Source organism: Bacillus sp. Leaf49 (assembly GCF_001426125.1).
In the GTDB taxonomy this organism is placed as follows: Bacteria; Bacillota; Bacilli; order Bacillales; family Bacillaceae; genus Bacillus; species Bacillus altitudinis.
This window is the reverse complement of record NZ_LMRK01000026.1, coordinates 35,783-50,571: the sequence shown is the minus strand read 5'-3', so window position 1 is coordinate 50,571 and position 14,789 is coordinate 35,783. Positions and strand designations below refer to the sequence as shown.

At 42.6% G+C, this 14,789-nt stretch carries 12 protein-coding genes and 1 other annotated feature; of the genes, 10 read left to right on the top strand and 2 right to left on the bottom strand.

Annotation, left to right across the window (positions count from 1 at the left end; genetic code table 11):
• Complete coding sequence (gene spoVB, locus ASG46_RS19665; protein WP_056705836.1) at positions 1-1,551, bottom strand: stage V sporulation protein B; 1,551 nt, start codon at positions 1,549-1,551, stop codon at positions 1-3.
• A gap of 116 nt (positions 1,552-1,667) precedes the next feature.
• Between spoVB and ASG46_RS19660 the strand changes: the two genes are divergently transcribed.
• The 8 genes from ASG46_RS19660 to dtd all read left to right on the top strand — a co-directional run bounded on the left by ASG46_RS19660 (position 1,668) and on the right by dtd (position 11,145).
• Positions 1,668-1,964, top strand: coding sequence for a post-transcriptional regulator (locus ASG46_RS19660; RefSeq protein WP_003216788.1), 297 nt, complete (start codon positions 1,668-1,670; stop codon positions 1,962-1,964).
• 41 nt (positions 1,965-2,005) lie between these two features.
• Positions 2,006-4,234, top strand: a complete 2,229-nt coding sequence (secDF, locus tag ASG46_RS19655; RefSeq protein ID WP_017358118.1) for a protein translocase subunit SecDF — start codon at positions 2,006-2,008, stop codon at positions 4,232-4,234.
• A 200-nt stretch (positions 4,235-4,434) separates the two neighbouring features.
• Positions 4,435-4,923 carry a cation:proton antiporter regulatory subunit gene (locus ASG46_RS19650; protein ID WP_008342734.1) on the top strand — a complete coding sequence of 163 codons (489 nt, stop codon included), beginning with the start codon at positions 4,435-4,437 and terminating at the stop codon, positions 4,921-4,923.
• Between the two features lie 99 nt (positions 4,924-5,022).
• Complete coding sequence (locus tag ASG46_RS19645) at positions 5,023-5,379, top strand: LapA family protein (RefSeq protein WP_025207709.1); 357 nt, start codon at positions 5,023-5,025, stop codon at positions 5,377-5,379.
• Between the two features lie 81 nt (positions 5,380-5,460).
• On the top strand, positions 5,461-7,794 hold the full coding sequence (gene recJ / locus ASG46_RS19640) for a single-stranded-DNA-specific exonuclease RecJ (RefSeq protein WP_056705833.1): 2,334 nt from the start codon (positions 5,461-5,463) through the stop codon (positions 7,792-7,794).
• A 23-nt stretch (positions 7,795-7,817) separates the two neighbouring features.
• Positions 7,818-8,330, top strand: coding sequence for an adenine phosphoribosyltransferase (locus ASG46_RS19635; RefSeq protein WP_008342729.1), 513 nt, complete (start codon positions 7,818-7,820; stop codon positions 8,328-8,330).
• Positions 8,331-8,472: 142 nt separating this feature from the next.
• Positions 8,473-10,683, top strand: coding sequence for a RelA/SpoT family protein (locus tag ASG46_RS19630; RefSeq protein WP_008342726.1), 2,211 nt, complete (start codon positions 8,473-8,475; stop codon positions 10,681-10,683).
• Positions 10,684-10,701: 18 nt separating this feature from the next.
• On the top strand, positions 10,702-11,145 hold the full coding sequence (gene dtd, locus ASG46_RS19625) for a D-aminoacyl-tRNA deacylase (protein WP_007501479.1): 444 nt from the start codon (positions 10,702-10,704) through the stop codon (positions 11,143-11,145).
• A 97-nt stretch (positions 11,146-11,242) separates the two neighbouring features.
• Here dtd and ASG46_RS19620 read toward each other — a convergent pair whose 3' ends face one another.
• On the bottom strand, positions 11,243-12,823 hold the full coding sequence (locus ASG46_RS19620) for an SH3 domain-containing protein (RefSeq protein ID WP_056705828.1): 1,581 nt from the start codon (positions 12,821-12,823) through the stop codon (positions 11,243-11,245).
• A gap of 137 nt (positions 12,824-12,960) precedes the next feature.
• Here ASG46_RS19620 and ASG46_RS21045 point away from each other — a divergent pair, with 137 nt between their 5' ends.
• Both ASG46_RS21045 and hisS read left to right on the top strand, forming a co-directional pair.
• Positions 12,961-13,131, top strand: a complete 171-nt coding sequence (locus ASG46_RS21045) for a YrzK family protein (protein WP_162242784.1) — start codon at positions 12,961-12,963, stop codon at positions 13,129-13,131.
• Between the two features lie 58 nt (positions 13,132-13,189).
• Positions 13,190-13,429: a binding site (T-box leader), on the top strand.
• Positions 13,430-13,502: 73 nt separating this feature from the next.
• Positions 13,503-14,777, top strand: a complete 1,275-nt coding sequence (hisS, locus tag ASG46_RS19615) for a histidine--tRNA ligase (RefSeq protein WP_056705826.1) — start codon at positions 13,503-13,505, stop codon at positions 14,775-14,777.
• The last annotated feature ends 12 nt before the right edge of the window (positions 14,778-14,789 follow it).

Below are 14,789 nucleotides of genomic sequence, written 5' to 3'. Positions count from 1 at the left end.
CTAAAGCAGCTTCCCAATAAACGGGATGCGGCGTAGCTCTTCTCGTTTCACTAGCCCAAGACAGATTAATAGAATGACATACAGCATGCACGTCAAAAAGATCATCATGACAAGCTCTAAAGGTGCGGAAAAGAGTCCGCTCGCTTGATGTTTCATCCATAAGCTGACCGCCCCAGTACCGATGATCACAAGGACGCAAAGTCCATATTCTTTTAATGGTAAATGAATAGGCAGTACTTTACCGACAGTTGCCGCATGGAGCAACGTGACAAGAACGATGCCGATGAGTATCGCAAGCGCTGCGCCCATAATGCCAAAGCTTGGCTGTGAAGCAAGAACAAAGATCATACCTGTTTTCACAACAGCTCCTATCAAACTGTTGGTCATCGCTGCCCCCGCTAAATTTAATGCTTGAAGGACAGCCTGCAGCGGCCCTTGAAAGTAATAGAGCAAAAAGAAGGGGGCCATGAATTTTACATAGACAGCGGCATGAGATGAACCATACATGAAGAGGGTTAAATTTTCTGCATACACGAAAAGGATAATACATGAAATGCCCCCGCTTAATAAACAAAGGCGCATCGCCTGCTTGAGCCGGTATTCGACCGTTTTGCGTTTGTTCTGTTCCATCCCCTCACTAATCGCTGGAACTAGTGCGGTGGAGAGAGAATACGTGATAAAACTAGGAAGTGTCAAAAGGGTGAGCGCAAGTCCTGTCAATTCTCCGTACTGCCTTGTTGCTTCCACAGCTGCATAACCGGCAATCGCAAGGCTTTGAGCGACGACAATCGGTTCTAAAAACCAAGAGATATTGCCGATGAAACGGCTGCCTGTCGTTGGCAGGGCAATACTCATGAGTTGCTTAAACGTGTCCTTCCCATCATGAATTGCCTTGAAAAAACGTTTTCGGATACGGATGGTCTTTTTATAACGAAAGGCAATCAGTAAGTAAGCAAGTGAAATCATTTCGCCAATGACAGATGAAATCATGGCGCCTGCTGCTGCGTATTCAATTCCATAAGGCAGGAACGCTGTTGTACATACTGCTACGAGTGAAATTCTTGCGACCTGTTCTAGTACTTGCGACATCGCAAGCGGGCTCATTTGCTGTCTTCCTTGGAAATAGCCCCTTAACACACTTGAGATCGCAATAACGGGTACGACTGGTGTAATGGCAAGCAGAGGATAGACCGTTCTAGGATCTGTCAGCATATTTTCCGCCATAATAGGGGCAAACCATAAAAAAAGCGGCGTGAAAATCAGGCTGAGTGTTCCTGTTATCGCAAGGGACATCACTAGAATGCGTTTTGTTTTCTGTTTGTCACCACGGGCTTCTGCTTCTGCGACTAGCTTACTAATCGCAACAGGAAGTCCGAATTGTGTCAGCGTCACGGCGAGAAAAAAGGTAGGCGCTGCCATCATATAAAGCCCTACGCCTTCTTCACCAATGAACCTTGCAATCACAATTCGATTGACAAAACCCAATATTCTTGTAATAAAACCTGCTAAAATTAAAATAATCGTCCCTTTTAAAAACGTTTGCTTCGTCAAATCACAGATCACCTGCCTTCTCAAACGACATAGAATCATATACAATAAGATATGCGTGTATATCGTCCAAGCATGACAAGTCTCTCGATAAAAAACTGAAAAGGGGGAGCCTCACATTGACACAACATCCGGCTGCTATATACAAAGACCATTTAAAGCCTTTTCTGTTCAGTAAGCTTGAAGAATTCATCGTTTTGGGCTATAAAGATGTAGATTTAGAGGAATTATGGTCATACTTAGAGAATAAGAAGTGGAAGAAAAAACAAGAGTATCCGATTCATGAAATGGTTGCAGATATTTTATCTGTGAAAATTGGCGAATTTATGAACTATGCAACCGTTCAGTCGTTTAAAACGTCTGCTTTTTTGGACAGTGAAGATGGCAAGAATATGCTGGACGAACTGTTGAAATAAGCCATCTAAATGGATTCAGGTGTTTAAGGAGGAAATACATAATGAAAAAAGGGCGCATACTTGCGTTTTTCTTAGTGGTTCTGTTAATCGGAACTGGTGTGGGCTTATTAACGAAGCCCGTTGCGAAAGATATGACGCTAGGGCTGGACTTACAAGGTGGATTTGAAGTTCTGTATGATGTACACCCAGTGAAAAAAGAAGACAAGATCACAAATGGTGTTCTCGTCAGTACAGTAGAGGCTTTAAACCGAAGAGCCAACGTGCTTGGCGTCAGTGAGCCGAACATTTCGATTGAAGGAAACAACCGTATCCGCGTACAGCTTGCGGGTGTAAAAGATCAAAACAGAGCACGGGAGATTCTATCGACTGAAGCACAGCTTTCCTTCAGAGATACGAATGACAAAGAACTCCTAAACGGATCTGATCTTGTTGAAAATGGTGCAAAACAAACATTCAATCAAACGAATGAGCCGATCGTGACAGTCAAACTAAAGGATGCGAAAAAGTTTGGTGACGTGACAAAAAAAGTAGCGGCGATGGCACCAAACAATCAGCTTGTCATTTGGCTTGATTATCATAAGGGAGATTCCTTCAAAAAAGAAGTCTCTAAATCAAATCATAAGTATGTATCTGCGCCGAATGTAAACCAAGAAATTAACAGCAGTGACGTACAAATCGAAGGAAACTTTACGGTTCAAGAGGCAAAAGACCTTGCGAGCATTTTAAATGCCGGCGCATTGCCAGTAAAATTAACCGAAAAATATTCAACATCTGTAAGTGCACAGTTTGGTGAGCAAGCACTAAACGAAACAGTCTTCGCAGGAATTGTAGGAATCGCATTTATCTTCTTATTCATGCTGTTTTATTACCGATTGCCAGGTCTTGTTGCTGTCATTACACTGTCAGCTTATATCTATATCACGCTGCAAGTCTTTGACTGGATGGGTGCGGTCATGACACTGCCTGGAATCGCTGCATTGATTCTTGGGGTAGGGATGGCTGTCGATGCCAACATTATTACGTATGAGCGGATTAAAGAAGAGCTCAAGCTCGGTAAATCTGTCCGTTCTGCTTTCAGATCGGGTAACCGCAGATCATTTGCCACGATCTTTGATGCAAACTTAACAAGTATCATTGCCGGAGGGGTTCTGTTCTTCTTTGGAACAAGCTCTGTCAAAGGATTTGCAACTATGCTTATCCTATCGATTTTGACAAGCTTTATCACGGCTGTCTTCCTATCAAGATTCCTTCTTGGATTACTTGTAGAAAGCCGTTATCTCGACCGCAGAAAAGGTTGGTTTGGGGTTCGTCAGAAAGACATTATTGATATTCATGAAACAACTGAAAATACTGAACCGAAAACACCATTTGATAAATGGGATTTCGTCAGCAAACGTAAAGGCTTTATGATTTTCTCAGCAGCCATTACCATTGCTGGAATCATTGTGCTGTCGATCTTCAAGCTCAATGCAGGTATTGACTTTGCAAGTGGTACTAGAGTTGATATTCAAAGTGACCATAAACTGTCAACAGAACAGGTGGAGCAAGATTTTAAAAAGCTAGACCTTGAGACAGACAGTGTTGTGTTATCGGGTCAAAAAGAAAATCAAGCAGCAGCTCGATTTGTCGGTGTTCCGAATAAAGAAAAAATCGCTGAAGTGAAAGATTACTTCAAAGATAAATATGGAACGGAGCCTAACGTAAGTACAGTGTCTCCGACGGTTGGAAAAGAGCTTGCGCGTAACGCATTATACGCTGTCATCATTGCTTCTATCGGGATTATCTTATATGTATCCGTCCGATTTGAGTATAAAATGGCGATTGCAGCCATTGTCTCTCTGCTTTACGATGCATTCTTTATCGTTGCCTTCTTTAGTATTACGCGTTTAGAGGTGGATGTCACCTTCATTGCAGCGATACTCACGGTCATCGGGTACTCAATCAATGACACGATTGTCACCTTCGACAGGGTGCGTGAGCAAATGAAGAAACGCAAACCGAAAACGATCGAAGATTTATCGTACATTGTGAATTTAAGTTTACAGCAAACCTTTACGCGTTCTGTGAACACTGTGCTTACCGTACTTGTAGTGGTGATTGCACTTCTCATTTTCGGTTCAGCATCTATTACAAACTTCTCCATCGCCTTACTTGTCGGCCTATTAACAGGGGTGTATTCATCCCTTTACATTGCGGCACAAATTTGGCTGATATGGAAAGGTCGTGAGCTGAAAAAGCCGGCTAAAATCGACACAGAACAAGATATTTAAACAAGAAAGACTGCCAGCTTGGCAGTCTTTTTTTCATGCATCATACTTGTCATCGTCACAGCAATAAGATGATATGTAAAAACATTTCGGGTTTCATTGATCTTGAAATGGTCTTTTGCTATAATGACATACGTTTAGATCAGTATAGAAAGCAAGTGTCCGTTTGGGGCATTTGGCTTTTATTTATTGGAGGGGCTGTTATGAAGGTTCGGGAAACTGAACTGCCAGGTATCGGTCACAAAGCCGAAATGATCACAAGAAATAATGAGAAACTTGCCATTATCACACATGATGACGGCAGAAGAGAGATGTATCATTTTCAAGAAGATGATCACGAAGAATGTATTTCTGGTATCTTGCTTAGCGATGAAGAAGCAAGACAAATCTCGGCTATTTTAGGCGGCATGGTCTATAAACCAAAAGCGCTTGAGACAGTGGAGGTGGCCATTGATGAACTCATCATTGAATGGTTTAAGATTGAAAAGAACGCACCGGCTGTTAACCAGACGATCGGAGACCTGAGTGTTCGCCAAAACTATCAAGTAACAGTCATCGCCATTGTGAGAAAATCACATGAGAAAATTTTAAATCCAGGACCAGATACGGTGATTGAAGAAGGAGACACCCTTGTCATCTCTGGAGAAAGAAAAGAATTAAAGAGCCTCATTAAAGAAAAACTCAGCAGCTAAGCGCCCATGCTGATAGAAAACCTTCCGCCATGTTCTTTCGGTGTTTAAAAAGGACAAGAAAGAGGGAAGAATAAAAGAAAAAGCTTGGGGGATTTGTAGATGAATAAACAACAATGGACCATCATACTCGCATTTATTTTCGTATTAATTGTCTCAGTATTTGCTGTTATTAACGTGCGGCCTGTACAGGTAGACTACTTATTTGGAACGGCTGAATGGCCGCTGATCCTTGTCATTATCGGTTCTGTTCTGATGGGCGGACTCATTGTGGCTTTTGCGGGGATTTTCCAAATTGTGAAACTGAAACGTGAATTAAAAGCATTAAAAGCTGAACGTGCGGCCACTGTGACTGCCCCTACTGCTTCTCCAAAAAAGGTAGACAAGGACGTTCAAAAGAAAACGAATGTCACACCTTTAAAAGAACAGCCAGCGTCTTTTGACCGGAAGGAAAAATAATCTTCCAGTACAATTTCATAAAATAAAAATTGAAACCCCTCAGTCCACTCTAGTATAATAGTGTGGTTGAGGGGTGAATTTATGTTATTATCCAAAATGCGTTGGGAATATGAACATCCTAGCGAAGAAAAAGTGAAATCACTCTCTGAAAATCTGAATATTTCAGCGCTGACTGCATCACTTCTTGTACAAAGAGGGCTCGAAGAAGTAGAAGAAGCGAGGTCTTTTTTATTTGATCAAAAAGCCGAATTTCATGATCCATTCTTATTAAAAGGAATGAAAGAAGCAGTAGAGCGCATCAACAAAGCGATCGAAGAGCAGGAATCGATTGTGATCTTCGGAGATTATGATGCAGATGGTGTGACAAGTACGTCTGTACTTTTACATACACTTAAAGAACGATCTGCGAAGGTAGACTTTTATATTCCAGATCGATTTAAAGAAGGATATGGGCCAAATGAACAGGCTTTCCGATATATCAAAGAGCAAGGAGCATCGCTTGTTATCACCGTGGATACAGGGATCGCTGCTGTAAATGAAGCACGTATTGCAAAAGAAATAGGATTAGACCTGATCATCACAGATCACCATGAACCAAGCGAGGAACTGCCTGAGGCACTTGCGATTGTACATCCTAAGCAGCCTGGGTGTGAGTATCCGTTTAAAGAGCTGGCGGGTGTCGGTGTTGCGTTTAAAGTGGCACATGCACTCCTTGGTAAACTCCCAGTAGAATTATTAGATCTTGCTGCAATCGGTACAATTGCGGATCTTGTCCCGTTGCATGATGAAAATAGATGGATTGCCAAAAAAGGCCTAATGCAGCTTCGTCAATCTAGACGGCCTGGGTTAAAAGCGTTATTAAAAGAAGCAGGCGCCACTCTTGAAGAAGCAAATGAGGAAACGATCGGCTTTCAAATTGCGCCAAGGCTGAATGCTGTTGGACGAATTGAGCAGGCAGATCCGGCTGTTCATCTTCTCATGACTGAGGATATGGATGAAGCGGAAGAACTCGCTCGTTTTGTACAAGAATTGAACAAAGAACGGCAGAAAATTGTGAGTACGATCACGGAAGAAGCCATTCAAATGGTCGAAGAGACAGGCGCTGACCAGTCCGCTATCGTCTTAGCAAAAGCTGGCTGGAATCCAGGCGTTGTCGGCATTGTTGCCTCAAAATTGACGGATACATTTTCTCGTCCGGCGATTGTGCTTGGAATAGACGAAGAAACGCAGATGGCGAAAGGGTCAGCACGAAGTATTCCTGGCTTTGATTTATTTTTCCATTTGAGCAAGTGCCGTGACATCCTGCCGCATTTCGGTGGACACCCGATGGCAGCAGGAATGACACTTCAAGCGGATGATGTTCCTTTACTTAGGGAAAGATTGAATCAATATGCTAATGAAACGTTGACAGAAGAAGATTTTATTCCAATTCAACGGGTCGATGCAGTATGTAAAGTGGACGAAATGACGGTGCAAGCCATTGAAGAGGTGGGACTGCTGTCCCCGTTTGGCATGCAGAATCCTAAGCCGTTCATTATGATTGAAGACGCCCAGCTTGAAGACATCCGAACGATCGGGGCCAATCAAAATCACATTAAAATGTCACTAAAAGACGAAGACAAGCTGCTCGACTGTGTCGGTTTTCACCAAGGCAAACTAAAAGAAGAACTTGTCCCGGGGAGTCTAATTTCTGTCGTTGGCGAGGTCTCGATTAATGAATGGAATAACCGAAAGAAACCTCAGCTCATGCTAAAAGACGCTAGAGTCGATGAATGGCAGCTGTTTGATTTACGCGGGAAAAAAGATTGGGAAAGGAAAGTATCAACACTTGATCCAGCAAAAACGATGGTCTTCTGTTTTGACGAAGAAACAAAAAGGCAATCGGAGCTAGTGGATATTCCGATTCATCTTATTGATGCAGAAAATGTATCCACGTTTGATGTGCAGGAAAAGTATGTGATCTTTGCCGATGTTCCTGCCGATGAACACTTGCTCAAGCTGCTTTTAGAAAATCAACAACCAGCAAGAATTTATACGGTGTTTCAGCGGAAAGAAGATCACTTTATGTCCTCATTCCCGAGCCGTGATCAATTCAAATGGTTTTATGGGTTCTTGTTCAAACGGGGAAGTTTTCCTATTAAAGAACAAGGCATGGAGCTTGCCAAACATAGAGGTTGGACAAAAGATACAATCATTTTTATGACAAAGGTGTTTTTTGAACTCGGTTTTGTTAAAATAGAGAATGGTGTGCTGTCAATAGTGCGTGATGCCCCTAAAAAAGATTTAACCGCATCATCGTCTTATACAGCAAAACAACGATTGATGGAACTCGATCAAACACTAACATATTCCTCAGCCAAAGAGCTGAAGGAATGGCTGAATAGCATGATGAGCGAAGTCTCACCTGTGCTTTGACGTACGAGGAGGAAAAGGAAAAGATGGATTTAAAACAATATGTGACAGTTGTACCTGACTACCCAAAGGAAGGTGTACAATTTAAAGATATTACAACGTTAATGGATAAAGGCGAAGTGTACCGTTATGCAACGGATCAAATCGTTGAATACGCGAAGGAAAGAGACATTGATCTCATTGTTGGACCTGAAGCGCGTGGATTCATTATTGGCTGCCCTGTAGCATACGCACTTGGTGTAGGTTTTGCCCCAGTTCGTAAAGAAGGAAAGCTTCCTCGTGAAGTCATCAAAGTCGATTACGGTTTGGAATACGGTAAAGATGTATTAACGATTCATAAAGATGCAATTCGTCCTGGTCAGCGTGTACTGATCACAGATGATTTGCTTGCGACAGGTGGAACGATTGAAGCATCCATCAAGCTGGTTGAGGAATTAGGCGGCGTTGTGGCAGGGATTGCATTTTTAATTGAGCTGACGTATCTTGATGGCAGAAAGAAGCTTGACGGTTACGACATCTTGACGTTAATGCAATACTAATGGAGTTTTACGCAAAAAGCACTCAGTAAGAAGGGTGCTTTTTTCCTATCAAAAATCTTTTAGCGGACTTCTTCTCTTTACATCTATCGAATTTTTCTTGATAATAAACTACAATACAGTTTTCATTTAAAAAGGTGATTCCATGGCGAACGAACAAGTTTTAACGGCGCAGCAGGTCATTGATAAGGCAAGAGAATACCTGTCCGCTGAACATATTCAATTTATAGAGCGTGCATACGAATATGCTGAAAATGCTCACAAGGAGCAATACCGGAAATCCGGTGAGCCCTATATTATCCATCCTATTCAAGTGGCGGGAATTCTTGTTGATCTTGAAATGGACCCTTCGACCATTGCTGGCGGCTTCTTGCATGATGTTGTCGAAGACACGGATGTGACATTAGAAGATTTAAAAGAGCATTTTAACGAAGAAGTAGCCATGCTTGTTGATGGTGTGACAAAGCTCGGAAAGATTAAATATAAATCACAAGAAGAACAACAGGCTGAAAACCATCGTAAAATGTTTGTTGCAATGGCGCAGGATATTCGCGTCATCTTAATTAAGCTGGCAGACCGTCTCCACAATATGAGAACACTCAAACACCTTCCGCAGGAAAAGCAGCGAAGAATCTCAAATGAAACCCTTGAGATCTTTGCACCGCTAGCGCACAGATTAGGGATTTCAAAGATTAAGTGGGAGCTTGAAGATACAGCCCTCCGCTATTTAAATCCTCAGCAATACTACCGGATTGTGAATCTCATGAAGCGTAAACGAGCGGAACGTGAGGAATACTTGGACGAGGTTGTCAATGAAGTAAAAGACCGCGTGTCTGAGGTGAACATTAAGGCTGAATTCTCCGGCAGACCGAAACATATTTATAGTATTTATCGCAAAATGGTCATGCAAAATAAGCAGTTTAATGAAATATATGATTTGCTGGCTGTACGTATTTTGGTTGACAGCATTAAAGACTGCTATGCGGTACTTGGTATTATTCATACGTGCTGGAAGCCGATGCCAGGCAGATTTAAGGATTATATTGCGATGCCAAAGCCGAACATGTATCAGTCTCTTCATACAACGGTGATTGGTCCAAAAGGGGACCCGCTTGAAGTTCAGATTCGTACAGTGGAAATGCACGAAATTGCGGAATACGGAATTGCCGCACACTGGGCGTATAAAGAAGGCAAAGAGTCAGCAGAATCGACGGAAGAAGCCGTTTTCCAGAAGAAGCTGTCTTGGTTTAGAGAAATCCTTGAATTCCAAAATGAATCCACAGATGCGGAAGAATTTATGGAATCGTTAAAAATTGATCTTTTCTCTGATATGGTGTTTGTATTTACACCAAAAGGAGACGTCATAGAGCTGCCGTCTGGTTCTGTTCCAATTGATTTCTCATACCGGATTCATTCGGAAATTGGGAATAAAACAATCGGAGCCAAGGTCAACGGTAAAATGGTCACACTTGATCATAAGCTAAAAACAGGTGACATTATTGAAATTCTGACATCTAAGCATAGCTATGGACCAAGCCAGGATTGGGTCAAACTTGCCCAAACCTCCCAAGCGAAGCACAAGATCAGACAGTTTTTCAAGAAACAGCGCCGTGAAGAAAATGTCGAAAAAGGCCGAGAACTTGTGGAGAAAGAAATCAAAAACCTTGAGTTCGATGTTAAAGACATCTTGACCGCTGAAAATCTGCAAAAAGTGGCTGATAAATTTAATTTCTCAAATGAAGAGGACATGTATGCAGCCGTTGGTTATAACGGAATTACGGCACTCCAAGTGGCGAATCGTTTAACGGAAAAAGAAAGAAAACAAAGAGATCAGGAAGAACAAGAGAAAACCGTTCAAGAAGTGTCTGTAGAGTCAAAACCATATCACGGGAAAAAACGGGAAGCTGGCGTGCGAGTGAAAGGCATTGATAACTTGCTTGTCCGTTTATCTAAGTGTTGTAATCCTGTTCCTGGTGATAGCATTGTTGGCTTTATTACAAAAGGCCGTGGCGTATCTGTTCACCGTGATGACTGTCCGAACGTGAAGACAGGAGAAGCGCAGGAGCGGTTAATCCCGGTTGAGTGGGAGCATGAACAGCCTGCTCGAAACCGTAAAGAATACAATGTGGAAATTGAGATATTAGGATATGACAGACGCGGCTTACTTAATGAGGTGCTTCAAGCAGTCAACGAAACCAAAACGAACATCTCGTCGGTTTCTGGTAAGTCTGATCGTAACAAAGTGGCGACGATCCATATGGCGATCTTTATCCAAAATATTAACCATTTGCACAAAGTGGTAGAACGCATTAAACAAATCAAAGACATTTACTCTGTTCGCCGATTCATGAATTAGAAAGGAAGTATATCGTCTATGAGGCTTGTTGTTCAGCGTGTGACGAGTGCATCTGTGAAAGTAGGAGAAGAGATCACAGGTGCCATCAATGAAGGCTATATGGTGCTCGTTGGGGTTACACATGAAGACACAGAAGAAGATGTGCATTACTTAGCTGAAAAGCTCGCACACTTGCGTATTTTTGAAGATGAAAACGGGAAAATGAATCATTCTTTGTTAGATGTAAAAGGAAGTGTACTGTCTGTGTCTCAATTTACCCTTTATGGTGATACGAGAAAAGGCAGACGGCCGAACTTTATGAAAGCTGCCAAACCGGATGTGGCGAATTCACTTTACGAATGCTTCAATGAAACGCTTAGAGAAAAGGGCATCCATGTTGAAACTGGACGTTTTGGGGCGATGATGGACGTCTCATTGACCAATTCGGGGCCTGTCACCATGTTGATGGACAGCAAAGAATAGAAAGACATTAGACTGTAGATAAACTCTTGCTGAGAGTTTGTTTAGAGTCTTTTTCTTTTGCGATCAAACAAAAAAGAGGCGCAGCGGCCTCTTTTTTCTATCGGAAATATTGTTTTAATCCTTCTGTCATTCCTTCTGTCACTCGTTCTTGGTAAGAGGCGCTATAAATGATCGCTTCTTCTTGAGGATTGCTTAAATAGCCGAGTTCATATAAAAGGGAAGGGCGCTTGTTTTCTCTTAAAACAAAATAATCTCCAAATTTGACTCCTTTATCAGGGATCTGTGATCGTTTTGCGACTTCAGTATGAACGCTTGTCGCCAGACGTTGATCTTTGGATGCCTGATAATAATATGCGGTGCTCCCTCTGATACTTGGGTCCATAAAGCTATCATAATGAAGACTAATAAATGCATCTGCATTTCGGTAATGTGAAGTGGCAACCCTCGATTGAAGGCTGATGAATGTATCATCACTTCTTGTTAAATAGACATTTGCTCCAGAAGCTCTTAACTTACCCGCCAGCAAATGAGCGGTTTTGATCGTGATATTCTTTTCAAATGCACCGTCTGCGCCGATCGTGCCGCTGTCTTTTCCGCCATGGCCAGGATCAAGAACAATTGTTTTGCCTTTTAAAGATCCAGTGCCAGACGATGAATCCTGCTGAGGTCTTGGTGCTTCGCTGCTATTTTTCTTTGTTTGAACGACCCAGCTCGCCACGTAGCCTGTTCCGCCGTTTGATAATGTCACCTCGTACCAGTCACCTTGCGTACGAACAATTTGATAAGCAGCTCCTTTTGTTGCTCTTTCTGCAATTCCAGCAGAGGTAGAAGCGCTTTTTCTAATATTCGTTCCATCATAAACGATGTACGCTTTCTGATGAGATGACGAAGAGGAAGAATTCTTTTCAGGTGCTGCACTTGTTCCTTGGTTTGAGACAATATAATAACTTGCAACCCAGCCTTTAACGCCTTTTGCTTCGATTTCATACCAGCCATTTTGCTCCCTTAAAATGGTGACTTGAGTGTTGCGGGAAAGTGAAGCGGCCACTTGTGCGTTTGGTGCCGCCGATTTTCGAACATTCAAGCTTGATACGCCAACTGTGCCGGACTGTTTAGAACGAGCGGGCTCAGCTGATCTGGATGAAGAAGCGTTTTGTCCGCCAGAAATATAATCAGAGTGGACCCAGCCTTCCGCTTGTTTGTACGATATTTTTGTCCATTCGCCGCTTGTGTCCAGCTTTTTAGCGGAAGCGCCCTGCGGAAAAGTGCCAATGACTTGATAGGAAGTCCCTGGGCCTGTCCGAATGCGAAGGTCGGAGGCTGTTGACGTAATCGAACTGCTTCCTTGCGTACTTTGACCTTGCGTCTTTTGCTTAGCAGGCTTTTGTGCATCAGATGACTTGGTAATCAGCCATGAGACGACCCAGCCTTTTTGTCCGTTCGATAGCCCGATCTGTACCCATTCTCCTTGTTCAGTGAGAATCGGGTAGCTTTCTCCTCGTTTCACAACTGCTGCGATCCCGTAGCTTAAACCAGGTCCGGTTCGCACATTGATTTCATCTGTTGCAACGACAGCTTGATCTGTTTGAGCCGTCGCATGTGTCATTGGCCAAGTGCTGGCAATGAGGACAAAACAGGTGAGCAGCAACATCATGTGATGGTGTGTTTTCAGATTCAAAACGGTGTTTTCCCCTCCCTTGTAAAACCGATGAATGTTAATTCGTTATGTAATGGATGAATTCCTTGCGGTTTCCCTAATAAAAATGAATCAATCTGTTTATACTAGATAAAAATGTGATAAAAGGATGTACAAACATGAGATTAAGCAGAAAATTAGGACGAGTGCAATATAATGGACATCGTGATATCGATCGCTGGCAGCACGACGAAATGGATCAACCAGGCTTCCTTGAAGAAGCAGCATCTGAATACGGATGCACGTCAAAAGAAGAGCTGGAAAAGAAAAAGAGACACGGCAAGGGTTGACAGAGTGGCAGCACCGACCTTATTATAATATAAATCAACACACTTGAAAATTTAAAATGTGGAACTGATGATAGAGAATAGTAGGGTAAATTGCGTGAGCAGAGAGGAATCGCCTTAGGCTGAAAGCGAATCCGCATGGCATTTATCACGAAAGAACACTCTGTAGGTTTCCTGCTGAACACTCAAAAAATGAGTCATTAGGCGGAGAACGTGAATCTGCGTTAAGGATTTGAGCGGGAACATGGCTAGATCATGTTCCAACTAGGGTGGCACCACGGGTATAACTCTCGTCCCTACTATACACATAGTAGAGGCGGGGGTTTTTTATATGTCCACATAAAAAATGAATGATGGTCGTAGGAGGACGAAAAATGAGTTTTAATATTCCAAGAGGCACACAGGATATTTTACCGGGAGAATCAGAACGCTGGCAGTATGTTGAACGAATTGCGAGAGATACATGTGCAGCCTTTCAATACAAAGAAATCCGCACACCGATTTTTGAGCATACGGAACTGTTTGCACGAGGAGTAGGTGAGTCAACAGATATCGTTCAAAAAGAGATGTACACATTTGAAGACAAAAAAGGACGTAGCATCACACTTCGCCCAGAAGGAACAGCTTCAACTGTCCGTTCTTATGTTGAAAATAAACTGTTTGCACAGCCTGCACAGCCTACAAAGCTGTACTACATTGGACCAATGTTCCGCTATGAGCGTCCGCAAACGGGAAGATATCGTCAATTTTATCAATTCGGAATTGAAGCGATCGGTTCAAAAGATCCTGCCATTGATGCAGAGGTCATTTCATTAGCGATGAGTGTGTATGAGAAAGCGGGTCTTTCCAACTTAAAACTCGTCATTAACAGCCTTGGTGACAAAGAAAGCCGTGCAGATTACCGTCAAGCACTTGTCGAGCACTTTGAACCAAGAATTGATGAATTCTGTCATGACTGCCAAATTCGTTTGCATCAAAATCCATTGCGTATTCTTGATTGTAAAAAGGACCGCGACCACGAACTGATGGCAACGGCACCATCCATTCAAGATTACTTAAATGAAGAATCACGGACTTATTTTGAAAAAGTAAAACAATACTTAACCGATCTAGGCATTGAATATGTCGTCGATCCGAACTTAGTGCGCGGTCTTGATTATTACAATCACACTGCCTTTGAGATTATGAGTAATGCAGAAGGCTTTGGTGCGATCACAACATTAGCCGGCGGCGGCCGTTATGATGGACTTGTTGAAGGAATTGGCGGTCCTGAATCACCAGGTATCGGCTTTGCGATGAGTATTGAACGTTTCCTATCAGCGATTGATGCAGAGAAGATCGAGCTTCCTGTTCAAGACGGCATTGATTTATATATTGCGGCATTAGGAGATCAAGCAAAAGATTATGCTGTTGGCTTATTGAATCGCCTAAGAAAAGAAGGCATTTCAAGTGAAATGGACTATACAGGGAAAAAGCTAAAAGCACAATTTAAAGCGGCAGACCGCTTGAAAGCCAAGTTTATTGCAGTTCTTGGTGAAGATGAGCTAGCGCAGCAAATTGTAAACGTAAAAGATACGACAACGGGTGAACAAATTGAAGTGAAGCTTGATGAGCTGATTCAAATGATGAAAGCCCACCAGAAAGCGTAAAGAAGGAGTGGA